24 protein-coding genes are annotated in these 25,760 nt (G+C 62.1%); 20 read left to right on the forward strand and 4 right to left on the reverse strand.

The annotated features are described in order from the left end of the window. The 10 genes from AC0L3X_RS39445 to AC0L3X_RS39490 all read left to right on the forward strand — a co-directional run bounded on the left by AC0L3X_RS39445 (position 1) and on the right by AC0L3X_RS39490 (position 11,205). The gene (locus AC0L3X_RS39445) at positions 1-873 is read left to right on the forward strand and encodes a branched-chain amino acid ABC transporter permease (protein WP_085404133.1); all 873 of its coding nucleotides are present in this window, start codon (positions 1-3) and stop codon (positions 871-873) included. A 43-nt stretch (positions 874-916) separates the two neighbouring features. Then, positions 917-1,903: a branched-chain amino acid ABC transporter permease gene (locus AC0L3X_RS39450; RefSeq protein WP_085404208.1), complete on the forward strand. Its 987-nt coding sequence runs from the start codon at positions 917-919 to the stop codon at positions 1,901-1,903. Beyond that, on the forward strand, positions 1,900-2,670 hold the full coding sequence (locus tag AC0L3X_RS39455; RefSeq protein ID WP_085404132.1) for an ABC transporter ATP-binding protein: 771 nt from the start codon (positions 1,900-1,902) through the stop codon (positions 2,668-2,670). The genes AC0L3X_RS39450 and AC0L3X_RS39455 overlap by 4 nt, the downstream gene beginning before the upstream one ends. Next, positions 2,663-3,403: a branched-chain amino acid ABC transporter ATP-binding protein gene (locus AC0L3X_RS39460; protein ID WP_085404131.1), complete on the forward strand. Its 741-nt coding sequence runs from the start codon at positions 2,663-2,665 to the stop codon at positions 3,401-3,403. The genes AC0L3X_RS39455 and AC0L3X_RS39460 overlap by 8 nt, the downstream gene beginning before the upstream one ends. Before the next feature lie 55 nt (positions 3,404-3,458). Then, complete coding sequence (locus AC0L3X_RS39465; RefSeq protein ID WP_231145244.1) at positions 3,459-4,667, forward strand: aspartate transaminase; 1,209 nt, start codon at positions 3,459-3,461, stop codon at positions 4,665-4,667. A 144-nt stretch (positions 4,668-4,811) separates the two neighbouring features. Then, positions 4,812-5,750, forward strand: coding sequence for a nitrogen assimilation transcriptional regulator NAC (gene nac / locus AC0L3X_RS39470; RefSeq protein WP_231145246.1), 939 nt, complete (start codon positions 4,812-4,814; stop codon positions 5,748-5,750). Between the two features lie 163 nt (positions 5,751-5,913). Then, on the forward strand, positions 5,914-7,980 hold the full coding sequence (locus AC0L3X_RS39475) for a hydantoinase/oxoprolinase family protein (RefSeq protein WP_231144548.1): 2,067 nt from the start codon (positions 5,914-5,916) through the stop codon (positions 7,978-7,980). 13 nt (positions 7,981-7,993) lie between these two features. Further along, positions 7,994-9,676, forward strand: coding sequence for a hydantoinase B/oxoprolinase family protein (locus tag AC0L3X_RS39480; RefSeq protein ID WP_085404129.1), 1,683 nt, complete (start codon positions 7,994-7,996; stop codon positions 9,674-9,676). A gap of 7 nt (positions 9,677-9,683) precedes the next feature. After that, positions 9,684-10,487 carry an SDR family NAD(P)-dependent oxidoreductase gene (locus tag AC0L3X_RS39485; RefSeq protein ID WP_085404128.1) on the forward strand — a complete coding sequence of 268 codons (804 nt, stop codon included), beginning with the start codon at positions 9,684-9,686 and terminating at the stop codon, positions 10,485-10,487. A 16-nt stretch (positions 10,488-10,503) separates the two neighbouring features. Beyond that, positions 10,504-11,205, forward strand: coding sequence for an HpcH/HpaI aldolase family protein (locus AC0L3X_RS39490; protein WP_085404127.1), 702 nt, complete (start codon positions 10,504-10,506; stop codon positions 11,203-11,205). Positions 11,206-12,093: 888 nt separating this feature from the next. Here the strand turns inward: AC0L3X_RS39490 and AC0L3X_RS39495 are convergent. Together AC0L3X_RS39495 and AC0L3X_RS39500 are read right to left on the reverse strand one after the other, a co-directional pair. Then, entirely contained in the window at positions 12,094-12,363 is a 270-nt protein-coding gene (locus AC0L3X_RS39495; RefSeq protein WP_084795198.1) for a DUF2798 domain-containing protein, read from the reverse strand. After that, on the reverse strand, positions 12,356-13,258 hold the full coding sequence (locus AC0L3X_RS39500) for an NmrA/HSCARG family protein (protein ID WP_063984120.1): 903 nt from the start codon (positions 13,256-13,258) through the stop codon (positions 12,356-12,358). The genes AC0L3X_RS39495 and AC0L3X_RS39500 overlap by 8 nt, the downstream gene beginning before the upstream one ends. A 103-nt stretch (positions 13,259-13,361) precedes the next feature. Between AC0L3X_RS39500 and AC0L3X_RS39505 the strand changes: the two genes are divergently transcribed. Further along, entirely contained in the window at positions 13,362-14,255 is an 894-nt protein-coding gene (locus AC0L3X_RS39505; RefSeq protein ID WP_063984119.1) for a LysR family transcriptional regulator, read from the forward strand. Positions 14,256-14,500: 245 nt separating this feature from the next. After that, positions 14,501-15,676 carry a 4-hydroxybenzoate 3-monooxygenase gene (locus tag AC0L3X_RS39510; protein ID WP_354132643.1) on the forward strand — a complete coding sequence of 392 codons (1,176 nt, stop codon included), beginning with the start codon at positions 14,501-14,503 and terminating at the stop codon, positions 15,674-15,676. 4 nt (positions 15,677-15,680) lie between these two features. Here the strand turns inward: AC0L3X_RS39510 and AC0L3X_RS39515 are convergent, their stop codons facing one another. Next, positions 15,681-16,883: a LysR family transcriptional regulator gene (locus AC0L3X_RS39515; RefSeq protein ID WP_473317315.1), complete on the reverse strand. Its 1,203-nt coding sequence runs from the start codon at positions 16,881-16,883 to the stop codon at positions 15,681-15,683. A 159-nt stretch (positions 16,884-17,042) separates the two neighbouring features. Here AC0L3X_RS39515 and AC0L3X_RS39520 point away from each other — a divergent pair, with 159 nt between their 5' ends. The 8 genes from AC0L3X_RS39520 to AC0L3X_RS39555 are packed head-to-tail and all read left to right on the forward strand — an operon-like array spanning position 17,043 to position 24,364. Then, positions 17,043-17,735 (forward strand): isochorismatase family protein, encoded by a 693-nt coding sequence (locus AC0L3X_RS39520; RefSeq protein WP_063986481.1) that lies wholly within the window; start codon positions 17,043-17,045, stop codon positions 17,733-17,735. A 53-nt stretch (positions 17,736-17,788) separates the two neighbouring features. Continuing rightward, the gene (locus AC0L3X_RS39525) at positions 17,789-19,015 is read left to right on the forward strand and encodes a gallate dioxygenase (RefSeq protein WP_063984117.1); all 1,227 of its coding nucleotides are present in this window, start codon (positions 17,789-17,791) and stop codon (positions 19,013-19,015) included. A gap of 44 nt (positions 19,016-19,059) precedes the next feature. Continuing rightward, positions 19,060-20,259, forward strand: coding sequence for an ABC transporter substrate-binding protein (locus tag AC0L3X_RS39530; protein WP_063984116.1), 1,200 nt, complete (start codon positions 19,060-19,062; stop codon positions 20,257-20,259). 3 nt (positions 20,260-20,262) lie between these two features. Then, positions 20,263-21,126, forward strand: a complete 864-nt coding sequence (locus AC0L3X_RS39535) for a branched-chain amino acid ABC transporter permease (RefSeq protein WP_063984115.1) — start codon at positions 20,263-20,265, stop codon at positions 21,124-21,126. An 8-nt stretch (positions 21,127-21,134) separates the two neighbouring features. Continuing rightward, positions 21,135-22,073: a branched-chain amino acid ABC transporter permease gene (locus tag AC0L3X_RS39540; protein ID WP_473317317.1), complete on the forward strand. Its 939-nt coding sequence runs from the start codon at positions 21,135-21,137 to the stop codon at positions 22,071-22,073. Then, positions 22,070-22,828 (forward strand): ABC transporter ATP-binding protein, encoded by a 759-nt coding sequence (locus AC0L3X_RS39545; RefSeq protein WP_063984113.1) that lies wholly within the window; start codon positions 22,070-22,072, stop codon positions 22,826-22,828. Before AC0L3X_RS39540 ends, AC0L3X_RS39545 begins: the two co-directional genes overlap by 4 nt. Next, entirely contained in the window at positions 22,815-23,513 is a 699-nt protein-coding gene (locus tag AC0L3X_RS39550) for an ABC transporter ATP-binding protein (RefSeq protein ID WP_063984112.1), read from the forward strand. The genes AC0L3X_RS39545 and AC0L3X_RS39550 overlap by 14 nt, the downstream gene beginning before the upstream one ends. A 29-nt stretch (positions 23,514-23,542) precedes the next feature. Then, entirely contained in the window at positions 23,543-24,364 is an 822-nt protein-coding gene (locus AC0L3X_RS39555) for a creatininase family protein (RefSeq protein ID WP_063984111.1), read from the forward strand. Positions 24,365-25,376: 1,012 nt separating this feature from the next. Here AC0L3X_RS39555 and AC0L3X_RS39560 read toward each other — a convergent pair. After that, a partial coding sequence (locus AC0L3X_RS39560) for an HlyD family secretion protein (RefSeq protein ID WP_473317318.1) occupies positions 25,377-25,760 on the reverse strand: 384 nt, incomplete at its 5' end.

The following is a 25,760-nucleotide window of genomic DNA, read 5'->3' on the forward strand; positions in this document are numbered from 1 at the left end:
ATGTTCTATACGATCATCGAGCAGATTGTTAACGGCATCGTATCCGGATCGGTTTATGCGATCGTTGCCGTCGGCATGACGATGATCTTCGGCGTGCTGCGCGCCATCAATTTTGCACATGGCGAATATTACATGCTCGGCACCTTCGGGGCCTGGTTCGCGATCGAGTATTTCGATCTGCCGTATCCGGTGGCGGTCGTGATCGGCGTGGTTGCCACCGCGGTGATCGCCGTGGTGGTCGGCAACTTCGTGATGCAGCGGATCGTGGGGGCGCCGGCCGAGGCCGGCGTGCTCGCGACGCTGGGCGTCGCCCTGATCCTGCAGAACACCGTCATCCTGGTCTTTGGCGGCGGCTACAAGTTCTTCTCCGGCGGCTATATCGAGCCGGTGACTCTGTTCGGCTTCACTTTGGCCGAGCAGCGCATCCTGATCATCGTCATCGGCCTGATCGTGTTCGTCGGCCTCGAGCTGATGGTCACCTATAGCCGGATGGGCAAGGCGATGCGGGCGGTCTCGCAGAACATCGAGTGCTGCGCGGTGGTCGGCATCGACGTCCGCCATATCGCGCTCTGGACCTTCATCCTCGGCGCGGCGCTGGCCGGCCTGTCAGGCGTGCTCACAGCGCCCGTGAACGTCAGCGTCTACGGCGGCATGGGGGAGCTCATCACGTTCAAGACGCTGCCGATCATTATCATGGGCGGGTTGGGTAACGTCCGCGGCACGTTCGTGGCGGCGATGATCCTCGGCATCGCGGAGAGCCTGGTCGCGACTTATGTCGGACTGCAGTTCCGCGACACCGTGGGCTTTGCGACCCTGATGCTGGTGCTGATGTGGCGTCCGCATGGGCTGTTCTCCGCGCAGGCGCGCTTCTGATCGCCATGGATGTGACATGACTGAGATCGTCCGAGAGCAGACCATGACACCAGCCGAAAGCCCGGTTGCGGCCACGGGGCGGGATCTCCGTATTCCGTTTGGCCTCGCGCTCATCGCGCTGGCCTGCGTCGCGCCGCTGTTCCTCGGGAATTATCCGCTGCATGCGATCATCATTGCGTTGATCTTCCTGCTGCCGGCCCATGGTCTCAATCTGCTGCTCGGCTACACCGGTCTTCTGTCATTGGCGCAGGCGGCGTTCTTCGGCATCGGGGCCTATACTTCGGCGCTGCTGGCAGTCCATTTCGGCACGCCGTTCTATCTGAATTTCCTCGCCGCCGGCCTCGTGACCGGCGCGGTTGCGGCGCCACTCGGAATTCCAGCCCTGAGGCTGCGTGCGACGTCGTTCGTGATGTGCACGCTCGGCTTCGTCATCATCGGGCAGGCCATCGCCAAGAACTGGATCAGCCTGACGCGCGGCGATATGGGGCTGGCGGCAATTCCCAAGCCTTACTTCGCGCTGGGGCCGGCCTCGTTCACGGTCTCCGGAACCGTCGGCTTCTATTATCTTGTCCTCGTCATCGCTGCCCTGGCGACACTGGCGATCTATCTGATCGTGCGATCGCCGGCCGGCCGCAACATGATCGCCATTCGCGAGAACGAGACGCTCGCTGAATCCGTGGGCATCCCGACCTGGCACTACAAGCTCGTCGTATTCATGATCAGCGCCGCCTTCGCCGGCCTCGGCGGCAGCCTCTATGCGCATTACCTGACGGTCGTCAGCCCGCTGACCTTCCAGATGTACTACTCGACGACGATGCTGATCATCGTGCTCGGCGGAGGTGCGGGGACAATCTCGGGCGTCATTTTCGGCAGCTTGATGTTTGTCGGCCTGACGGAAGCCCTACGCGTGGCGCCGGAATTGCGCATGATTGCCTATGGCTTCTTTTTGCTCGGGCTCGTGTTCTGGTTCCCGAGCGGATTCGCGCCATTGATCGGCCGGTTCTGGTCATTCCTCGAGAGGCGCAAATGACCGGCCTGCCAATTCTCGATATCTCTGGCCTCTGCAAATCCTACGGCGCAGTGCGCGCGGTCGATGGCGTCGACCTGCACGTCGATCGCGGTGAGATCTGCGGTCTCATCGGCCCGAACGGCTCGGGCAAGTCCACCTTCTTCGATTGCGTGACCGGGCTTGCGAGGCCGAGTGCGGGCGCGGTGAAGCTCGACGGTCAGGACATCACCGGCTGGTCGCTGAACGACATCGCGCGGGAGGGGCGCATGCTGCGCTCGTTCCAGAAGACCGTGGTGTTCTCTGCGCTCGACATCGAGGAGAACCTCGTGATCGCCGGCCAGATGTTCACCTTCCCCGGTATCTTGTCGACCTTCGGAATCGGCGCCGCGGCCCGCAATCGCGTCGCGGCGCTGCGCGAGCGAGCGCGCGAGCTGATCAAGATCGCAGGGCTCTGGGACGTGCGGTTCCAGCCCGCGGGCAAGCTCTCCGGCGGCCAGCAGAAGCTGATCCAGTTCGCCTCGATGCTGATGCCGGAACCGAAGCTCATCCTGCTCGACGAGCCGATGGCCGGCATCAATCCGAAGCTGATCGAGCGTGTGGTCGAGAGCATCCGCCTCGCCAATACCTCCTTCGGCGTCAGCTTCCTGATCATCGAGCATAACATCGACGTGGTCACGAGCCTGTGCAAGCGCGTGGTCGTGCTCGACCAGGGGCGTAAGCTCGCGGAAGGAACACCCGACGAAATCGTCCAGAACCAGGCGGTGCGGGAGGCCTATCTCGGTGGCTGAACCTTCTCTCTCAATTAAAGGCCTGCGCGCGGGTTACGGCTCGCTCGACATCCTCAATGGCGTCGATCTCGACGTGCCCCAGGGGCAGTTCGTCGCCCTGATGGGGCCGAACGGTGCCGGCAAGTCGACGCTGCTGAAGACGCTCTACGGTATGACCACCGTCAAGGGCGGCAGCATCGACTGGCAGGGCAAGGACATCACTGCCCTGAAATCTCGCGCGATCCTCGCCGAAGGCATCTCCTGGGTACCGCAGGGCCGCTGCAACTTCCCGGTCATGACGGTCGACGAGAACCTTCAGATGGCGGCCTATACGCTGCGCGACAGCAGGGTGAAGGCCGAGCGCGACTATGTCTACGATCTCTTTCCGATCCTGAAGACACGTCGCAACTCGCTGGCCGGCAACATGTCCGGCGGCGAGCAGCAGTTGCTCGAGGTTGCGATGGCGGTGCTGCAGCGGCCAAAGATCCTTCTGGTCGACGAGCCCTCTGTCGGTCTGTCGCCGACCGCGATCGGAATCGTCTTCGATGAGCTGTTGCGGATCAACGCGGCCGGCCAGACCATTTTGCTCGTCGAGCAGAACACCAAGAAAGCGATGGCGGTGGCGCAGCGCGCCGTCATCCTGCGGCTCGGCAAGGTGATCTGGGACGGCCGTCCCGCCGACATCACCCACGACGAGCTCGGCGAACTCTTCCTCACCGGCCGCATGCGCGGCGAGACCGATGTCGAACATTGACAAGGAGCGCCTGCTTGACGGGCGTGGACCATCGAAAACGCAAAGGACGACCACAGTGACGATCTTCGTGCCGGCCGCGCGCGTCTCGCGCATCAAGATATCCCCGACCACGGCCGCGTCCGCGCGCGTGCGCGAGCTGAAGGCCGCCGGCCGCGACATCGTCGACATGGCGATCGGCGAACCCGACTTCGACACGCCCGATCACGTCAAGGCGGCGGCGCATGAGGCGATCGATCGCGGCGAGACGAAATACACCGCGGTCAATGGCACCGTCGCGCTACGAAACGCGATTATCGCGGACTACAAGCGCCGCCTTGGTCTTGACTATTCGGACAACGAGATCTGCGTCGGCGGCGGCGCCAAGCAGATTCTGTTTCTCGCGCTGATGGCGAGCGTGGAGGAGGGGGCCGAGGTCATCATTCCCGCGCCGTATTGGGTCTCGTATCCCGACATGGTCATCGCCAATGACGGCAAGCCTGTCATCGTCCGCTGCTCCGAGAATCAGGGGTTCAAGCTGACGGCGGAGGCACTGGAGGCTGCGATCACGCCGCGCACGCGCTGGCTGATCCTCAATGCGCCCTCGAACCCGACCGGCGCGGCCTATTCCCGCGAAGACCTCAAGGCGATCGGCGACGTGCTGCTCCGCCATCCCAATGTTCTCGTGTTGTCGGACGACATCTACGACCAGATCTGGTACCGCGACGAGCCCGCGACTACCCTTGCCGCCGTGGTGCCGGCTCTGAAGGACCGCGTCTTGCTCGCCAATGGCGTGTCCAAGACCTACGCAATGACCGGCTGGCGGATCGGCTATGCCGCGGGTCCTGCGCCACTGGTCGCCGCCATCAACAAGCTGCAGTCGCAGATGTCATCTTGTCCCTCGTCGATCAGCCAGGCGGCCGCCGCGCATGCGCTGACCAGCGACCAGTCGTTCGTTCGCGATAGCGTCAAGCTCTACAAGGAGCGCCGCGACTATGCCTGCGCGCGGTTGAACGCGATCGCCGGCCTGTCCTGCCTGGTGCCTGATGGCGCCTTCTATCTCTATCCCGGATGCGCTGGGGTGATCGGCAAGACGACGCCTGATGGTAAGCTCATCGAGAGTGATCTCGATTTCGTGCTCTATCTGCTCGACGATGTCGGCGTAGCCGCGGTGCAGGGCGCTGCCTATGGGCTCTCGCCGTATTTCCGCCTGTCGATCGCGACCTCGATGGGGGCGATCAAGGACGCCTGTGACCGCATTGAGAAGGCCTGCCGGGCGCTGCGCTGAGGGCAATCAAGCAAATCGGCGCGCAGGCGACGAAACCGATTGAAATCAACGGCGTAGATAAAGGATAGTGTCGATCCAGATCGTGTTTTCATGAACGGCCGCGCGGGCGTTGCCCGTCCGGTTCAGGACCAGCGTTCGACACAGATGAGCGTCGATTTCAGGAAGCTGAAGAGCTTCGTCAAGGTGGTCGATGCCGGCAGCGTCTCGCGCGCCGCCGGGCTGCTCCGCACGGCTCAGCCGGCGCTGTCGCAGCAGATCGCAGCCCTTGAAACTCACTTCAAGCACAAGCTGTTGCTGCGCAGCAATCACGGCATCGTCCCGACCGAGGCCGGCCTCATCCTCTACCGCCACGCGCAATTGCTGCTGAAGCAGATCGAGCAGGCACAGATCGACATCGATCAATCGACCAAGGCGCTGGCCGGGCGGGTGTCGATCGGGCTTGCGACCTATTCGGCATCGAGCACGTTGTCGCTGCCGATCTTGAAGGAGATGTCGACGCTGCATCCGCAGATCATCGTCCATATCAACGACAGCTTTGGCCATGTGTTGAGCGAGCTGATCATGACCGGCAGGATGGACATGGCCATGATCTACGGCTCCGGCCCGATCAAAGGCGTGAAGCTGCAGCCGCTGTTCCGTGAGGAGTTGTATCTCGTTTCGCCGGCGGGGCCTGTCGCGAAAAAGCCGACCGACGAGCCGCTGCCGCTGTCCGCGCTGGCCGACGTAAAGCTGTTGCTGCCGAGCCAGGGGCATTTCCTGCGGCGCTTGATCGATGAATCGCTGGCGCGGGCACGGGTGAAGCCGAATGTCGCCTCCGAGATCGAATCCGTCTCCGCGCTCGGTGCGGCCGTGACCGAGGGCCTCGGCTCGACCATCCTGCCGGCCTCGGTCGCAGCGACCGCGTCGAGCTTTGGCGGGGTCGAAGTGCGGCGGCTGGTACGTCCCGCGATCGAGGCGACCGTCTCCCTGTGTATTTCGGACCATCTGCCGCTGTCGGAGCCCGCGCTCGCCACGCGCTCGGTGCTTCTGACCGTGGTCGAGAAGCTGATGCGCAGCCACCCGCAGGGCATCAAAGCGGTCTAGGCAACACGGCTGCAGGCCAGAGTCCGGGCAACGCCGTGCGCGGCGGCTGCATCGCGCCGGTTTCGTCAGGCCATAAACAAAACCTATGGCGGCAGACGGGAGTTGTGGTGGTCGGCCGCAACCGCATTTTCTACCTTCGAAGGCAATCGCTTCGAGGACAAAGATGGCCAAGCTCGCATTCGATACCGGGGGAACCTTCACCGATTTCGCGCTGCTCGACGACAAGGGCGAATTGCATCTCCACAAGGTGCTGAGCACGCCGGCCAACCCAGCCGAGGCCGTGGTTCGTGGCGTGTCCGAGCTGCTCGAACAATTCGGAGACGACGTCGCTCTCGACGGGCTTCAGGTGCTCGGCGCCACCACCGTGGTCACCAATGCCGTGCTGGAGCGCAAGGGCGTCAAGACCGGCTTCATCTCGACCGCCGGCTTCCAGGACATGCTGCGTATTCGTAACGAAGGCCGTTACGATCTCTATGATCTGAACCTGAAATATCCCGACCCGCTGGTGACGCGCGCCAACAGCTTTGGCGCGGTCGAGCGTATCGCTGCCGATGGCGAGGTCATCACGGCGCTGGATGAGGAGACGGTCCGCGGGATCGCCGACCGGCTGCGCGAGGAGGGCATCAAATCCGTCGCCGTCTGCCTGCTGCACGCCTACAAATATCCTGATCATGAGCAGCGCATCGCCGCACTGCTGCGTGAAGAAGACCCCGATATCTTTGTGTCGCTATCCTCCGAAGTCTGCCCGGAGGTGCGCGAATTCGACCGGGCCTCGACTACCGTCGTCAACGCCTATACGCGGCCGCAGATGTCGGGACACGTCGCACATCTCGAGCGTGAGTTCGCCGCCAAGGGGATCAGTCGGCAGGTGCTGTGGATGACTTCGTCGGGCGGCCTCGTGCCAAGCAGCCGCGCCGCGGAGTTGCCGGTGCGCCTGATTGAGTCGGGTCCGGCCGCAGGCGCCGTCGCTGCGGCCGAATTCGGCCACATCGCCGGCGAGGGCAGCGTGCTGTCCTTCGACATGGGCGGGACCACCGCCAAATTGTGCCTGATCCCGAACGGCGAGCCGGCGGTCGGCACCGATCTCGAGGTCGCGCATTATCATCGCTTTCGCAAGGGCTCGGGCTTCCCGCTGAAAATCCAGTCGATCCGCATGATCGAGATCGGCGCCGGCGGCGGCTCGATCGCGGCGAAGAACCCGCTGGGCCTGCTCGATGTCGGGCCACGCTCGGCGGGCGCGATGCCGGGGCCGGCCGCCTATCAGCGCGGCGGAACCGAACCGACTGTGACTGATGCCGATATCCTGCTCGGCTATATGGGCACCGAATCCTTCGTCGGCGGCTCGTTCAAGGTGTCGAAGGACGCCGCACTCGCGGCGATGACAAAGCTGGCGGCTTCGCTCGACGTCGGCGTGCCCCGCTGCGCCTTCGGCATCCACGATCTCGTCAATGAATCCATGAGCAAAGCGGCGGCGGTGCACGCGACCGACCTCGGCGTCGATCCGCGCAGCCTGCCGATGGTCGCCTTCGGCGGCGCGGGCCCGGTGCATGCCTACGGCATCGCGCGCAAGCTCGGCATCAAGCGCATCATCTGTCCGACCGGCGCCGGCGTCACCTCGGCGATCGGCCTGCTGATCGCGCCGGTGGCTGTCGATCTCTCCGCGAGCTTTCCGATGCAGGTCGACAGTTGGGATTTTGTCGCGATGGATCGCCTGCTCGGCGATCTCGCAGCGCATGGGGCGGATGTCGTCCGTGCTGCAGGGGTTGCGCCGGAGACGATCACCAACACCTACACCGTCGACATGCGTCACGTCGGTCAGGGCCACGAGATCACGGTCGCGCTGCCGGATCGCAGCCTGTCGCCGAAGCAGTTCCACGAAGAGCTTCTCGCCAATTTCTACAAGCTGTACCGCGAGTTGTTCGGCCGCACGGTCTCGGGTTCATCGGTCGAGGTGATCACCTGGCGCCTGCGCTCCAGTGGTCAGAAGGATCAGGTGACCCGTCCGCACACGCGGCATGCTGCCGAGGCCAAGAAAGGTAACCGTTCGGTCTATTTCAGCGAAAGCGGCGGCTTTGTCGAAACGCCGGTCTACGATCACTACAAGCTGCCGGTCGGCGAAGAGATCAAGGGTCCGGCCATTGTCGAGCAGCGGGAATCCACCGCGGTCGTCGGACCGAGCGGCACGGCTCGCGTCGACATCAACGGCAATCTCGTGATCAACATCGCCTGAGGACGACGCACCCATGTCCGTGAACGCCGCCGATTTCAACGATCCCATCAACTTGCAGGTGATGTGGAATCGCCTGATCTTCATCGCCGACCAGGCCGACATCGTGCTCGGCCGCACCGCATTTTCGCCGATCGTGCGCGAGAACCACGACTACGTGACCGTGCTGCTCGACAGCCGCGGCCGCGCGCTGGCGCAATGCACGTGGTCGATCCCGGTATTCATCACCTCGCTGCCGGTTGCCGCACAGAAGTATTTCCTGCCGAAGTTTCCGGCCGGGACCCTGCAAGACGGTGACGTGCTCGCCACCAACGATCCGGAGATCGGCACCGGGCACCTGCCCGACGTGACGATGATCACGCCGATCTTCAAGAAGGGGAAGGTCGTGGCCTATGCCGGCTCGATCGCGCATCTGCCGGATATCGGTGGCGCTCCCTTGCATTCCGAAGCCAGCGACATCTTCGAGGAGGGCATCCGTTTCCCGATCGTGAAGCTGCACAAGGCCGGAGTTCCCAACCAGGACGTGCTCGACATCATTGCCGCCTCCGTTCGCCTTCCGACCGAGGTGATGGGCGATCTCGAATCCATGGTCGCGGCCAACAATGTCATGGGCCGCGAACTGGTGAAATTCCTCGACGAATATGATCTCGATGGCATCGACGAGCTGGCCGACGCGATCCACACCCGCTCCGAAGCGCAGACCCGCCGCGCCATCCGGCAATGGCCGAATGGCACCTATAGTGCCGAGGTGCTGCTCGACGGCTACGACACCGATGTGACGCTGAAGGCGGCCGTGATCGTCCGCGACGATTCCATTCACGTCGACTACACCGGAACATCCGCGCAAATTCTTCACTCGATCAACTGCCGGACCAATTATCGCTACGCCCATTCGGTCTACGCGCTGAAATGCCTGCTCGACCCGGACACGCCGAACAATGAAGGCTGCATCACGCCGATCACGGACGAGGCGCCGCTCGGCTCGATTCTCAATCCAGAGGAATGGACGGCGGGAAATTCGCGTAACCTGATCGGGCATGTCATCCCATCGCTGATTTTCAAGGCGTTGGAAGGCGTGGTGCCGGAGAAGGTGATGGGCGATAGCGGCGGCGCGCCGATCTGGGCCGCCAACTGCGTGGGACGGCGTGATGACGGTACGCAGTATGGTTCGGTGCAGAACTTTCACGGCGGGCAGGGCGCCCGCGCCGAACTCGATGGTCTCGACACCCTGAGCTTCCCATCTAATTGCAAGGTCACAGCGATCGAGATGTTCGAAATCGCCGTCCCCGCGCTCACCGAGTGCAAGGAGCTGATTCCTGACTCCGGCGGTGCCGGAAAGTGCCGTGGCGGCCTCGGCCAGCGCGTCGTGCTGCGCAATCTCGGGCGCAATCCGATGAACATCTATCTGGCGTCTGAGCGCGTGCGTCATCCCTGCTTCGGTGTCGTCGACGGCAAGTCCGGCAGTGCCGGCAAGGTGTACAAGAACGGGGATCCGCAATTTCCCAAGGGAAAGGTGGTCCTGAAGACGGGTGACCGTCTGGAGGTGGAGACGCCCGGCGGTGGCGGATGGGGACGGACGTCCCAGCGCTCGGCGGCCGCAATCGAGCTCGATCTAGCCGAGGGGTTGATTACGCAGGCGGCCGCGAGGCAGATTTACGGCTATCAGCGCTCAAACGTGGCGGCGACCGCCGCCGAATAGGAGCATCATGGGTCTGCTCGATGGAAAGATAGCGCTCGTCACCGGTGCCGGGACCGGGATTGGGCGCGAGACTGCGATCCTGCTCGCGCAGGAAGGCGCAACAATCGTCCTGACTGGCCGCCGGATCGATCCGTTGCGGGACGTCGTGGCTGACATCGAGAAGGCCGGCGGCAAGGCCGTTGCCCGCGCATTGGATGTCGCATCGCGCGATGCGATTCTGGAGACGGTCGGCTGGGTCAAGCGCAACGTCGGGACGATCGATATCCTCGTCAACAATGCCGGCAGCGCCAGCAAGGTGCTGAACGCGCGCTTCATCAGCGAAGCCGAGTGGAATGCCACGGTGAATGTCAACCTCACCGCGGTGTTCAACCTGACCCAGGCCGTGCTGGAGGACATGATAGCCAGGAAGGAAGGCACAGTGATCACCGTGTCGTCGCTGGCCGTGGTCAATCCGAATCTGCTCGGCGGCGCCGCCTATGGTGCAGCCAAGGCCGGCGTGAAGAACTTCATGAGCTTCCTACACAACACATATCGCAACCAGGGCATCCGTGCGACGACCATCCTGCCCGGCGAGACCGATACGCCGATCATGGACAATCGCGCCCGGCCGCCGCTCGAGGGCGAGCGGGCCGTGATGCTCCATCCGCACGACGTTGCGCGCGCGGTTCTGCTCTGCGCCAGCCTGCAAAAGGGCGCCGTGATCCCCGAACTGCACATCTGCCCGACCTTCATGCGCGACACCTCGGCCGATATCGAGGTCGCCCGCTGGGTCGGCGCGCCCGAAGGCCTCAGCGACAAGCCGAAGACCTGACAGAGAAGGATCTCCCATGAACGGAGCTAAATTGCGCGAGCGCCTCGCCAAGGGCGAGGCGGTCACCATGCTCACACCGCATCACGCCTCGTCGGGGCTGGCGGTCCGCCTGGTAGAGCTCGGGGCCGATGCGATCTTTGTCGATTGCGAGCACGGCACCTGGAGCTTTGAGGATGTCCGCGTGACCGCCCAGGCCATTCGCGGCGCGGGTGGCGCGGCGATCGTCCGGCCGCACTCGCATGAACGGCCTCTCCTGATCCGCTACCTCAACGCGGGTGCCGATGGGCTGATGGTGCCGATGGTCGATACCGCCGACCAGGCCCGGGCCATCGTCGACGCGGTGCGCTACGCCTGTCCTGCCGACTACGAGAAGCGGCTGGTCATCGCCATGATCGAGACGCCGCAGGCGATCGACAACATCGAAGAACTGACCGCGGTGGAAGGAATTGATGTCTTCTTCATCGGGCCCGGCGACCTCTCGCAGAACATGGGCTATCCCCCGGCGCCGCCGTTCGGTCAGCCGCGGCCGCAGGCCGTGATGGAGCGGGTCGCGCTTGCAGTGAAGAAGATCCGCGCTTCCGGCAAGATCGCCGGTACGCTCGTGACCTCGGACGAATTGCCGTCCTGGCTCGAGCATGGGGTACGGTATTTCTACATCCACTCGGATCCGTTTCTTCGCGTCGGACTGATGGGCGTCAAACGGATGCTCGGTCGGTGATGGGATCGCGTTGGCGTTCGGTGGCTGAAGCTAGCTTAAACTTCCCCATGATGGACTGGAGCGAGAGTTCAGGTTTTTCAGATAGTTAGAAGGCGGCGTGTGCGCGCCGTGTGCACCGAGAGATCATGAAAAATCTATGTGAGGCAAGTGTGGGCAGGCTCTCTTTGGATCGATGTGACGTCCACAAGAGCAACTGCATGTGTGTGTCTCCGCAGGAGCGGAGAACTCGCGTGAGGGCGCTTGAAAGCGCTCCCTCCAGCAGAACTCAGAGGTCGGCCGATCATGAGGAGATGTGTGAGCTGCAGCGAGGACAAGAATAGTCTTGGGGCGCCTCGTGTTCTCCCGGCGCATCTGATTCACCATGCGAAGTTCGCCGAACAGCCGCGGATTCTCAATCAGCGGGTCCCGGGTTCGAGCCTTGGTGTGCCCACACCACTCGGACAATCACACACCTCCAGCGGCTCGCGGAGTTGTCATTCCAACAAGCCGAGGCAGCGGCTGTCGCGGCAGCAGCCCAGTTTTCGTCATGCCATCGATCAGTCCCGACGACGTCGACATTGAATAGTGCTGTGCTCGACGTCTCAACGTAAAACTGCACCTGCCAGTGAACGACGACGAAGCAGGCGAGGCTATGGACGATAAGCGGCAATGGCGCGGGTGAAGAGCTGATCGTGCGTTGAAACGCAACAATCCAAATCACGTCGCTCCGGATAAGTGCCCGTCGAACCGCCGCATACGGGCTTTTCTTTTCCCGTCGCGTTTGCCGATGGGCGTCTCCTCCTCTCTGGTGCTTCGCGAGGCGCCCTGTTAGACCAATCGGGCGTGCGTTCTTGTCTGTGAGACGAGGCCTCTTCGACCCCGGAGGTGCATCGCACCTGGGATCCCGGCTCAGCGAGCGGATGGTTCGACGATAGTGGATACTATCCGCCGGACGATCGGCAAAATGAGCATGAGACTGGGAAATGCGATCAGCCAGGAGGCAAACCATGCGCTGAGCCAATTGGTGAGGAATCCAGGACCCAGGCCCAGTCCTTTGACGGTGACGACCGCTGAGACGATGCCTGACATGAAGATAGACAAAACCAGGGGCGTGACGAGGCGCCCATAGGAGGGTGGAAGTTTCCTCAGCTGCAGGAGCGGATGCCGTGCTCTAGACATTGCTTGCCTCCGCCGGGTTCTCGGAAGCGGATTGATGCACGAGATCGCCGATATATTGCTCCATCGAGCGCGGCTCACGACCGAGCGCGGCGGATAACAAAAGACTGTTCCCTCCCAACCCATATTGTCGATAATGATTATGGACTTTCGATAGAAGCTCGAGCTGGTGATCGTCGTAGGGTAGGCGCGTAACCTTTGCCCATTCTTCAAAGTTGGGCTCCTCAGCTGTGACTGGCCGCCCAAGTTTCCGGGACATGATCGACACGATATCAATACGGCTGAACATGCCCGCGCAAAGCTCCAACGTCGCATAGTCCAGCTTCGAGTCCGTGAGTGCGGTGGCCGCGATCTCCGCGACATCGCGATAGTCGACTCTCGCAATCCGCTTTTCCTTCGGAAACGGCTCCGCAAACTTGCCCTCCCTGAGGATCGTCGGCCATGCGAAGCCGATGTTCTGCATAAAATTTGCGGGATGCAGGATCGTATAGTTGAGCCGCGAGGAATACAACGCGTCTTCGACAGGAATCTTGCTTGCGTGGTTCTTGAGGCCCGTGTTCGTCGGCTGGATAACCGATGAGAACACGAATTTGCGCACGCCGGCTCGCTCGCCGGCTTCAACGAGCGCAACGCCCATCGCAGCCTCATCGGGCGCGAACGCCGGCCCAATGTGGAAAATGCCGTCAACGCCTTCGGCTGCCTTGTTCAAACTATCCGCATTTCGCAAATCGCCAATTGCGATTTGCGCTGCACCACCGAGCCGCGCGACCTTGCCGCGCTCGGCATCTCTCACCAACGCGCGAACAATTGAATTTCGCCTCAAGAGTTCCGGGATCACCAGCCGGGCAAATTTGCCGGTGGCGCCGACCACGAGAACAACGGGCACGGTTTTTGTCATGCGAATTCTTCCCTCGATTTCTTTCCAGACGAAGTTACGTTGTCTCGAATGCCGAAACAATATGCGTTAAAAGTGACTCTCTCTCTTGAGATGCGAGATAATCATGACGCGTTTGGAAGACCTGGAAGCGTTTCTCTCAGTCGTCGATCATGGCAGCTTGACAGAGGCGGCGCTTCGCCTCGGCCGATCGCTTCAAGCCATCAGCCGTTCGCTCGCTTCTTTGGAGGAGGATGTCGGTGTTGTCCTGATCCACAGGACGACGAGACACTGTAGCCCCAGCGAGGCTGGCGGCGAATTTTATAGAAGGGTTCAGCCAGCAATTGCGGAAATACGGGAAGCCCGGGAACAAGCGGCCAGTCGGCGGCTGGAGCCCTCTGGGATATTGCGAATTGGCGCTCCCGTACTGTTCGGACCAGACTTTCTGGTCCCGATCATTGCGGAATATATGAAAGAGTTTCCACAGACGGAGATTGATCTTCAACTTTTCGACGGGTTTAGCGATCTGGCGGTCGAGCGGCTCGACCTCGCGATCCGCATCGCGGACCTCCCGGACTCTGGTTTGCAGAGCAAACTGCTGGGCACGCTGCGCCGTGTGGTCTTCGGAGCGCCATCCTATTTTGCCCGGCGCGGTCGGCCCAAGCATCCTCAAGACCTGCGACAACACAACTGTCTTGTCCGGTCGATAGATCAACAGGTCGGACAATGGTCGTTTCAAATCGACGGAAGGACTCGCCTCGTCAGAGTTCAAGGCACGTTTCGGTCGAATACGATGGCAGCCATTTACGCTGCGGCAACCAGCGGCCTGGGGCTCGGCTATTCACCGCTTTGGCAAATAAAGCACCTGGTCGCGACATCGAAGCTGAAAGTCGTGTTGGAAAACTTCGAACCGAAGCCCGTTCCCATTCATGCTCTCTGGTTGGAAAACAGACTTGCGCCCGCAAAGGTACGAGCATTCACGGATTTGCTGGCTTTGCGATTGAAACTGGACGATCTTTAGAGAATTCGTGGCGGTGATCGCAGCCTGCCGACGGTCTGCGCGACCTACGCTGAGGACCTTGGAATTCTTGCGAGACGTTGCCTGCGGAAACTGGGGCGTCGCCTTGCAATAATGTAGTTAGATCGGCGTATTTGATCTTTGCGCCTTGTGCCGTGGGTCCTTCTCGAACAAATCTGCACCGGTGGTTGTTCCACCAAGCTGTGCATTTGGTCGGTGGTTCGATGAATGCGGTGAGAAGTCTGAAGATGCGAACGCAAGTTGGAATCATTGGTGCCGGACCGGCCGGGCTTTTCCTGTCGCATCTGCTGCACCGGGCCGGAATAGAATGTGTCGTCGTCGAGGCCCAGAGCCGCCCTTATGTCGAAGGGCGTGTGCGCGCCGGCGTGCTCGAGCCGGGCACGATGGAGACTCTTGAAATGCTCGGACTGGACGCGCGGATGCGGCGAGAGGGCATGGTTGATGAAGGCCTCGACATTCGCTTTCGCGGCAAGAACATCCATCTCGATCTTCCCGGCCTGACCGGCAAGCGGGTGATGATCTACGGTCAGCAGGAAGTGGTTAAGGACCTGATCGGGGCCCGGCTTGAGGCGTCGCAGCCGCTGTTGTTCGAGGCGAAGGTCTCGCGGCTGTCGGATCTCGACGGCGACCGGCCGAAGATCCACTTCAGCCATGATGGCCGTGACGAGGTCTTGGAGTGCGATTACATCGCCGGCTGCGATGGTTTTCATGGCGTGAGCCGGCAGGCGCCGCCGCCAGGCCACATCATCAATTATGAGCGCGTTTACGATTTTGCCTGGCTCGGCGTGTTGTCGCGGTCGAGGCCACTCGGCGATATGACCTATTCGAACAGCGATCGTGGCTTCGCGCTGTGCAGCCGGCGTTCGAACGCGGTCTCTCGCCTATATCTGCAAATCGATGCCAACGACGATCACACATCATGGTCCGACGACCGGTTTTGGGGTGAACTGCACGCGCGTATGTTCGACGAGGACCGGACCGAGATCGTCGAGGGCGAGATCTTCCAGCGCGATATCGCGCGGCTGCGCTCGTTCGTTGCCTCGCCGATGCAATATGGCAGGCTGCTGCTCGCCGGCGATGCGGTCCATATTACGCCGCCCGCGGGTGCCAAGGGGCTCAATCTGGCGGTGGCCGATGTCCGCGTGATGGCGGCTGCACTGATCGAGTTCTACCGGACCGGCAACAAGAGCAGGCTCGACGGCTATTCCGAGAAGTGCCTGGATCGCGTCTGGAGGACGGTCCGGTTCGCGACCATGCTCACCGGCCTGCTGCACAGATTTCCGGAGCATTCGGCCTTTGAGCGAAACCTTCAGCTTACAGAGCTGGAGTACATCCTGGGCTCGCGGGCTGCCCAGACCACCATCGCCGAGCAATATGTCGGCACGCCTCTGGACCTGACCTGACCCGTCAGAGCTGTCCGATTGCCCTGATGTTGGACATCAGCAACTGGGCGGCAAGCGACGGGCTGCTCGCCTGCCGTTGCAATATCCCGATCGGACGGCTGGTTTCCGGCAGCGTCAGGGGAAGCACGACCAGCGTCCTGGTCGCGATGTCCTCGTGGAACAGGTGTGCGGAAGCCGCGGTCAGCATGTTGCTGCCGATCAGGATTCCTCGGGTAATGGCGAGATCGGCAGTCTCGACCACCACGCGGGTCTCGCCGAGCCCGTGGTTTCTCAAGGTGTTTTCCAGGAGCTCCCGCGTTGGGGCGCCGTGAGGTGGCAGCACCCAATCGGCCGAGGCGAGATCCGCGAATGTCAGTTTTCGCTTGCGCGCCAGCGGATGTGCCCCGCCTGCGACGACCGACAGGACATCCTGGGTCACCACCTCGCGCGCCAAGCCGATCGTGTGTTCCGGGGGACGGAGTGCGCCGAGCATGAAATCGATATCGCCCGCGCGCAGCCGCGTGGCCAGATGCTCGAATGTCCCCTCGACCGTGGTGACCGTCAGGTTGGGATGATTTCTGGTGAGCTCGATGATCGCCTTCGGAAGCAACCGGGTCCGGCCAAGCGACAGCGACCCAACGATCACCCTGCCGGTGATCGCACCGCGAAGCGATTGGATTTCGACTTCGCCGGCGCGGATTTCGGCAAGTGCCCGCCTGATATGCACACCGAGCAGGGCGCCCAATGGCGAAGGCTGCATGCCGCCGGCGCCGCGGATGAACAATTTGGCACCGATGCTTGTTTCGATCTCACGTAGCGACTGACTGGCGGCGGGCTGGGATATTCCCAAGCTGTCCGCCACCGCGCCCACGTGGTGTTGCTCCACCAGTTCGGCAAAGACGAGCAGACGCTGGCGGCTGATGGACAGGGAGAAGATGGGCGCCTTGTCGACCAGGCTTGCCGACAGCTGGGCGGTCTTGAAGGCCGACCGTGCAGTTTCCATCTCTGCGAACGCGCGTTCGACCCGAGCGAGCAAGGCTCGTCCGAATTCAGTCAGCAGCATGCCTTGCGATCTGCGTTCGAACAGCTGGACGCCAACATCGGCCTCCAGCTCCTTGATCGAGCGCGTCACGGCGGACTGCGCGCGGCGAACCAGCCGGCTCGATTTGATGACGCTTCCGGAGTGGGCCACGGCCACGAAAGCGCGAAGGTTCCTGATATTCAGCAAGTCCGCGCGAGCCTCATTGCGGGGTGTCCGTCTCGGGAAGACATAACGAATTTAGATAGCATCCCGCGGGATTTGCGCCTAGGCAGCGCCGAAGAGCAAGCTAATTTTCCGTCACCGGCGAACTGCGTCCGAACGATGAGCCCGAGGCTGGATAACCTGATGACATCACCGTCGCCCTACGAAATGCCGCCTTATGTCATCGACCGCGTCATGAAGAAGCGCGGGCGCTTGCGTGTATTCGAGCGGTTCGAGCCGCGCGAGACCGCGCTGGTGGTGATCGATATGCAGAAATTCTACGTGTCTGATGTCCCGCCCGCGGTTGCCATCGTGCCCCATATCAACAAGCTTGCAGCAACGTTTCGCGCGCGGGGTGGGCATGTTGCTTGGGTCAGTATGACGGCTGGAGACAACGGCAGGAGCCTGTGGCCGATCTACCACGATTATTTCTTCACCAAGGAGAACGCTGCCCGCCATCGCGATAACCTGACCGCGGGGGCTGACGGGCACCGGATCTATCCCACGCTCGATGTGCAGCCGGGGGATATCATGGCGACCAAGTCTCGCTTCAGCGCATTCATTCCGTCCCGCTCGGACCTCCCCGAAAAATTGACGGCGGCAGGGATCACCAATGTCGTGATCGTGGGCATGCTGACCAACATGTGTTGCGAGACATCGGCGCGCGACGCCATGATGCTGGACTTTCGCGTGGTGATGGTGAGCGACGCCAACGCGGCCCGTTTCATTGAGGACCACAACATCGGATTTTCGACCGTTTTCCAGAGCTTTGGCGACGTTTTGACGACCGACGAGGTCATCGACGATCTCGTCCTAGAAGGCACGTCGCGGAAATAGGGCCGCACGGCGATTAGTCAATTTCTGAACGGCAGCGAGCAGGGAGCAAGTAGATGGCGAGGATTATCGGAGGCATTGGCGCCTCCCATGTGCCGACGATCGGTGTCGCCTATGACAAGAACAAGCAGGATGTGCCCGCTTGGGCGCCGCTGTTCAAAGGCTTCGAGCCGGCGGCCAAATGGCTGGAGGAGAAGAAGCCGGACGTGCTGGTGTTCTTTTACAACGACCACTTGAACGCATTCTTCTACGATCTCTATCCGACATTCGCGCTCGGCGTGGCGCCCAGCTACGACGTCGCCGACGAGGGCGCTGGGCTCCGTCCGCTGCCGACCTTGCCCGGTCACCCCGGACTCGCGCGCCATATTGCAGAAAGCGTTATCAACGACGAGTTCGACCTGACCGTGTTCCAGGATCGTCCGCTCGACCACGGTGTGTTTTCGCCGCTCCCGCTGCTGTGGCCGCACAAGGGCGGCTGGCCTGGCGCCGTCATCCCCGTCGAGGTCAACGTCGTTCAATATCCGCTGCCGACAGCGATGCGCTGCTATCGGCTCGGGCAGGCGCTCCGTCGCGCGATCGAATCCTATACCGAAGACCTGTCCGTCGTGGTGGTAGGCACCGGCGGTCTTTCGCACCAGATCCACGGCGAACGGACCGGCTACAACGATACCGAGTGGGACATGCGCTTCATCGATCTGATCGAAAAGGATCCGATGACGCTCGCGAAGATGAAACACGTCGACTACATCCGCCTCGGCGGCGCCGAGAGCGTCGAGGTCATCATGTGGTTGGCCATGCGCGGCGCGCTTAGCGACGACATCAAGAAGGTTCACCAGAATTACTATCTGGCGACGACGACGGCGATGACGGTCCTGGTGTTCGAGGAGAACGACCAGACTCCGAAGAAGGTCGAAGGCGTCTCGCAGAACCCGCAACTGTCCGGGATCGAGGATATCGCGGGCACCTATGCCTTCGACATCAAGACCGGCACGAAATGCATTCGTTTGAACCGGTTCTTCTGGAACATGAGGACGCCGGCGAGCCGCGCGGAATTCGAACGCGACGAGGCTGCGGCATGTCGCAACGCGGGTCTGACCGATCAGGAGACCACGCTTGTACGGGACCGCAACTGGCTGGGACTGATCCAGTACGGCGCGAATTTCTTTGTGCTGGAGAAGTTCGCGCGGTTGGTGGGAGAGACCAATCTCGAGGTCTATGCATCGATGCGCGGCGAGACCTTCGATGAGTTTCTTGCAACGCGCCAGGTGCCGGACGCCCGCTAATCGCCGCGCATGCGTGCCTTTCCCTGTCCCTTCGGAGTGACGTGATGACTGTTCGACCGTTCCTGATGTCCGCCGTGCTGAAGCGTGTCGCCACTGCTGCGACGATAACCGCGATGCTGTCGGGCATGGCGCAGGCCGCCAGCGGCAAGCTGACCATCGGACTGGTGTTGCCGATGTCCGGCGCTTTCGCCGATCAGGGCCAGTATTACGAGAACGGCGTCAAACTGTATCAGAAGCTGCACGGATCGACGGTCGCAGGACTAACCGTCGAGACGGTGTTGCGGGACGATCAGGGACCGGGCTCGGGTGACCTCGCGCGGCGCCTGACCCAGGAGTTGATCGTCCGCAACAAAGCCGACGTGATCCTCGGCTACAGTTTCACGCCGAATGCAATGTCGGCGGCGACCTTGCTGACGGAAGCCAGGAAGCCTGCGGTCATCGTTAACGCGGCGACCTCGATCATCACCGAAAAGTCACCTTATTTTGTCCGTGTGTCGTTCACGCTGCCGCAGTTGGCAGCCACGCTCGGCGCGTGGGCTGCCAAGAACAACATCAAGACGGCCTATACAATCGTCTCCGACTACGCGCCGGGCATCGACGCCGAAACCTGGTTCAAGAAGAGCTTTGAGGCAGGCGGCGGCAAGGTGATCGGCGACGCACGGACCCCGGTCGCGGCCATGGAATACTCGCCGTTTCTCCAGCGCGCCATGGAAGCCAAGCCCGACGCGGTGTTCGCGTTCAATCCCGGCGGCGATGTCTCGGTCGCCTTCATGAAGGCGGCCAAGGAGCGCGGCCTCGTCAAGTCCGGCATCAAGCTGTTGGTGACCGGAGATGTCGTCGACGACTACATGCTGGCTGCGATGGGCGATGCGGTCGATGGGGTGATCTCGTCGATGCATTACCAGGTCGAGCTCGACAACAAGGCCAATGCAGGGTTTTTGAAGAGCTACAAGGAGATGTTTGGTGCCAACGCGGTCCCGAGCGTCCGCACCGTGCAGGCCTATGATGCCATGGCGCTGATCTACAAGGCGGTCGAGAAGACCAACGGCAATCTCGACGGCGATGCGCTGATGGCGGCCTTCAAGGGCACGAAGCTCGATAGCCCGCGCGGGCCCGTGGAGATCGATCCCGCCACGCGCGATGTCGTCGAGAACATCTACATCCGCAAGGGCGAGCAGAAGGACGGCGGCTGGCACAACATCGCATTCGACACGATCGAGGCTGTCAAGGACCCAGCGAAGTAGTCGATGAACGGGATTGCCTCAGTCGTCGCCGATGGTGTTGCCTACGGCATGCTGCTCCTGCTGTTCTCGGTCGGTCTGTCGGTGACGCTGGGGCTGATGCGCTTCATCAATCTGGCGCACGGCGCCTTTGCGATGTGCGGCGGTTATGTTGCGACTACGTTGCTGCAATCCGCGCATCTGCCGTTTCTGCTGATCCTGCCAGCGGCCTTCCTGGCAACGGCCTTAGTCGGCGTGCTGATCGAACGATCGGTGATCCGTTACGTCTACGCCATGCCGGCGCTTCAGCAGGTGCTGTTTTCCATTGGTCTGGCCTTTGCCGCCAGCGCGCTCGCGACCATCATCTTCGGTCCGCAGCAGCAGGCCGTGCTGCTGCCCGACTGGCTCGCCGGCCATATCGATATCATCGGCATTCGCTTCGGCAGCTATCGCCTGTTTCTGGTTGTTGCCGGCCTCGTGACGGCGGTCTGCCTCATGCTGCTGTTCAATCACACCTTGTTCGGCGCGAAGATCCGCGCTTCGGTCGACAATCGCCGGACCGCCGAAGGCATCGGCATTAACGTCGATCGCTTGTTCGCGCTGACATTCGGCCTTGGGGCAGGGCTGGCGGGGCTTGGCGGTGCGCTATCGGTCGGGTTTCTCGGCCTCGATCCGACATTTCCTTTCAAGTACCTCACCATCCTCCTGATGGTGGTGGCGATCGGCGGCCCCGGCTCGATCGGCGGATCGGTGGTTGCCGCGCTGTTACTCGGCGTTGTCGACGCCTTGTTCAAATACTATCTGCCCGCGGTCGGGTCGTTCGTGGTGTATGGCCTGTTGGTCCTCACCATGATCTTCCTGCCCAGGGGTCTTGCCGGACGGGCCGCGTGAGGACGATCATGAATAGCGGTCCCGGCGTTGCGCTCCTGCTTGCGACCTTGGCGAGCTATGTCCTGTTTCCGGACTATCTGTTGCTACTCAGCAGCCTGTTCGTGCTGGCGATCTTTGCGCTCGCCTACGATCTGTTCCAGGGGCACGCCGGCATCGTCTCGTTGGGGCACGCGGCGTTCTTCGGCCTCGGCGCTTACGCTGCGGCTATCCTGGCGCGTGCCGGCATCACGGAACCGGTCGCAGGTCTGGCCGGCGCGATGCTGGTGAGCGCGGCAGCTGCATTCTGCGTGACGCCCATCGTCGTGCGCGGCAACGATTTTACGCGGCTGCTGGTGACGCTCGGCATGGGCTTCCTGCTCTATGAGGCCGCCAACAGCGCGCGCTGGCTTACGGGCGGCGCGGACGGCTTTCCCGACTTCACGATCGGGCCCGTCCTCGGGCTGTTTCCTTTCGATTTTCTCGGCAAGACGGCCTTCTTCTACGCGCTGTGCGTTCTGGCGATTGTCTTCGTCTTTCTCAAACGGGTCACGGAATCGCCGTTCGGTCTGGCCCTGAAGGGCATTCGCGAGAACACGCAGCGCATGCCCGCGATCGGCGCGCCGGTCGCACGCCATCTTGCCATGGCCTATACGATGTCGGGCGCGATTGCGGGCTTGGCCGGCGCGGTGCTCGCGCAGACCAGTCACTTCGCCTCACTCGACATGCTCGGCTTCGATCGCTCGGCGGAGGTGATGATGATGACCACCATCGGCGGCTCCGGCAGCATCCCCGGTGTCGTGATGGGGGCAGCGGCGTTCGGCTTCATGAAGGATTATCTGTCGACGGTCAGTCCGAAGTACTGGCACCTTGGCATCGGCATCGTGCTGATGCTGTCGGTGTTCGTGATTCCCAATGGCATTGCAGGCGTGGCTGACAGCCTGCGCCGGCGTTTCGGGCGGCCGTCATGACCGCCATCGAAACACGGGATCTCAGCATCCGCTTTGGTCACTTCGCTGCGGTGTCCGGCGTCTCGCTCGCCATCGCCGCGGGATCGCGGCATGCGCTGATCGGCCCCAATGGCGCGGGAAAGACCACATTGGTCCATGCGCTGACCGGCGGGGTCGCGGCCTCCTCGGGAATGATCCTGATCAGTGGAGACGACGTCACGCGGCTGGGCGAGAGCGCGCGGGTGCGGCGCGGGCTGTCGCGGACCTACCAGATCAACCAATTGTTTCGCGGCCTCAGCGTGCTCGACAACGTGGTGCTGGCCGTGCTCGAGCGCAAGCAATTGACCCGGGTGTTCTGGCGCCGCGCCGCGCACGACAATGCGACCATCGAGGAAGCCCGTGAGCATCTTGCCTTCGTCAACCTGATCGCTCACGCGGACAGGCCGGTTCATGAATTGCCCTACGGGTTGCAACGCCTGCTTGAAATCGCGGTGGCGCTGGCCGCAAGGCCTCGGATCCTGGTCCTCGACGAGCCCGCCGCAGGCGTTCCTGCGGCGCAGAGCGAGGCTATCTTCGAGCGCATCCACGCACTGCCGCGCGATCTGACGCTCCTGTTCGTGGAGCACGACATGAACCTAGTCTTCCGCTTTGCCGATCGGATCACCGTGCTGGTCGAAGGCCGCATCATCACGGAGGGCACGCCGGCCGAGATCTCCGGCAACGAGCGCGTGCGCGAAGTCTATCTCGGACGCAGGGGGGCCCATGTCCCTGCTTGAGATCGAGAGGCTCACGGCCGGCTATGGGGAGGCCGTGGTGCTGGAGGAGATGAGCCTGTCGGTGTCGGAAGGCGAATGCCTGGCCGTGCTCGGCAGGAATGGCGTCGGCAAGAGCACGCTGATGCTGGCGATCATGGCGCACGCCGCGCGCTTTGCCGGCAGGCTGCGCTGGGATGGCCACGATTTCAGCACGCTCAGCACCAACCAGCGGGTCGGGCTCGGACTTGGCTGGGTGCCGCAGGAACGCGAGATCTTTCCGTCGCTGACGGTGGAGGAAAACCTGCTTGTCGCGCATCGTCGAGGCGGCCGCTTCGACCTCAATGGAATCTACGAGGTGTTTCCGCGGCTGAAGCAACGTCGGCGCAACATGGGCGACAAGCTGTCCGGCGGCGAGCAGCAGATGCTGGCGATCGGGCGCACGCTGATGACGAGCCCGCGCCTGTTGCTGCTGGACGAACCGTTCGAGGGGCTGGCGCCTGTGATCGTCGAGGAGCTCGAGGAGACGTTGATGCGCCTGCGGCGCGACAGCGGTTTTGCGATCATCATCGTCGAGCAGCGCGCCGAGGATGTCCTGCGGCTCAGCGACCGCGCCATCGTGCTGGATCGCGGCAAGATCGTGCTCGAAGGGAAATCCGCGGAATTGCTCGCCGATTTCGAACAGGTTCATCGTTGGCTGTCGGTCTAGGCCGGCACTGACTTATCCCGGAGTTTCCCATGACCAGCGAAAATCTGTTCTCCAGCACCATGGCTGAGATGACGGCCAATGCGGTTGCAGAGGCAGCCAGCCGCAAGGCCGCGGTGCTGCTGCCGGCCGGAGTCATGGAAGCGCATGGACCGCATCTGCCGATTGGCACCGACGCCTTCATCGCGCTGCAGCTCTGCCGGGCGACGCAGAAATACGCGGCCGCACGCGGCAAGGAGACGGTTATTGCGCCGCCCTATTATTGGGGGATCAACGGCGTGCTCGGCGAATTCGTGGGGAGCTTTCGCATTCGGACTGAGACGGCCGCCGCCTTGCTGACGGACGTCATCGATTCCTTGGTGGCCAACGGGTTTCCCGACGTTTTCGTCGTCAGCCATCACGGTGACCGAGCCCACAACGACATGATCCTGGATGTGTTGCAGAAGGCGCATCTGCGCGGCCAGGCCGGCGCGCGCTGGCTATATGCGCCGACGCGATGGAATATGATCAAACGCCTCGGACAGACCGGCGAGGAGCCGATCTGGGTGCGTTGGGATCATGATCCCGCGCTCGACGACTTCAAGGTCACTGGCGTGTTTGGTGTCCATGCGGACGAATACGAGACTGCGGCGATCGTCCGCCACTATCCTGAGACCGTCGATTTTGAAGCGTTGCGCGGCCTGGAGCCGACCAAGCTCACCGTTGACGATCTCGCCGTCTGGCGACAGGGCGGTGAGGCGGCCCGGCGATTGACGCCGAATGGTTATTTCGGCGCGCCCAATCCGGTCGATCCCGACCTCTGGCGCTTCTACGACGAAACGGCCAAAATTATGGCTGAGGCTATCGCCAGGTAGTTGCTTGCTTGGAAATTTCAGCGATGGAGGCGAGCGGGTGGAGGCTAAACTGAGATTGCGGGACTACCTCCCGACGGCCGGCGCAAGAGCAATCTTCAATGGATGTGGGTCTTTTGCTGGTAGATATGGAATTCTTGATCTGACCAAGCCCGTCTCGTTTCAGGGCTGGCGAGCCGGAGCAAGAGCGTCTTGGGTTTTTATCGTTTCAGCCCGACTGAGCTCAGGTCTGGACCAATTGCTGAGACAGATCGGTTGTGCAGTTACCGCATCTTTTGCTTTAGGTCATCGCGAGCGGACGAGAGTACATTTCGAAAGATAGCGGAGAGGGCCGGCTTCACCATCGAAGAATTGTGGTCGAATGCCCAGACCGTATAGTCGTAGCCGTAAAGGGTTGTCACGCCACCCTACGAATCGATGGGCTCGGCGAAGTTCGAGAGCCCTTCCGGAAACTGATCGACGAGGTCGGAAGGTTTGCGTCGGCAAAATAGCATACGGCTGGCGGTCAGCGGCTACATCGCAGCGCCCGGGATGCTAGGAGTGGCGATCAGTTAGGCTTGTCCGCAAAAATCGCGACCAAGCTTATCAAGATGTCCGTGGTCGACCGACCGTTCGCGTCTGTTTCCGCGATCAGAGACCGCCTCGATGTTAGATCTGAGTAGTTCTCGCCGCCTGGACCTGGCTCAAACTTCCCCATGATGGATTGGAACGAGAGTTTAATTCTTTCAATTGGGTAGAGGGCCGCGTGTGCACGACGTGTGCACCGGGAGATCAAGAAAAATCTTGCGATAGCCGACGTAAGCAAGCTTCTGAAATGGGCGAGCGGCCGCGGGGAAAGCGTCACTTCTTCGCCGCATATTCGCGCAGCTATCTGCGGCTTATTCGATCAACGATGAGCATCCTGGGATGGGAAGCAACTGGCTCTCAATCAGCGGGTCCCAGGTCGGAGCTTGGTGCGCACACCGTTTGCAAATGGTCGGTATAGTGTAGCTCTGCGATTTCAATCGCTGGGGTCCTAGCGGTCGATCCAGACGGTCATGCCCGGCTCAATGCCGGCCATCTCTCCCTTGGGATCGAGGCGAAGGCGAAGCGTGTTGCGGTCATGATCGCCAATCACACGCTCTGCCTGCCAGGTGGCAAACACGCCGAGCGGCCGCAGCTCGGTGATGACCGCCTTCGTCGCGCTATTGGCACCGTTCCGCATCACATTCGCGGTTTCTCCCATCGCGAGACGATCGAGATGGTCCTCGCGCACGTTGAAGGAGAGCCATTGCCTGCCTGCGGCCTCGACCATCAGGATCGGCTGGCCCGCGCGAACGTTCTCGCCGACCTCGGCGGCGATGACGCTGACCACGCCGTCGGCCGGCGCGCGCAACACCATCTTGTCGAGGCGGCGCTC

Source organism: Bradyrhizobium sp. MI1.7 (genome assembly GCF_055811795.1).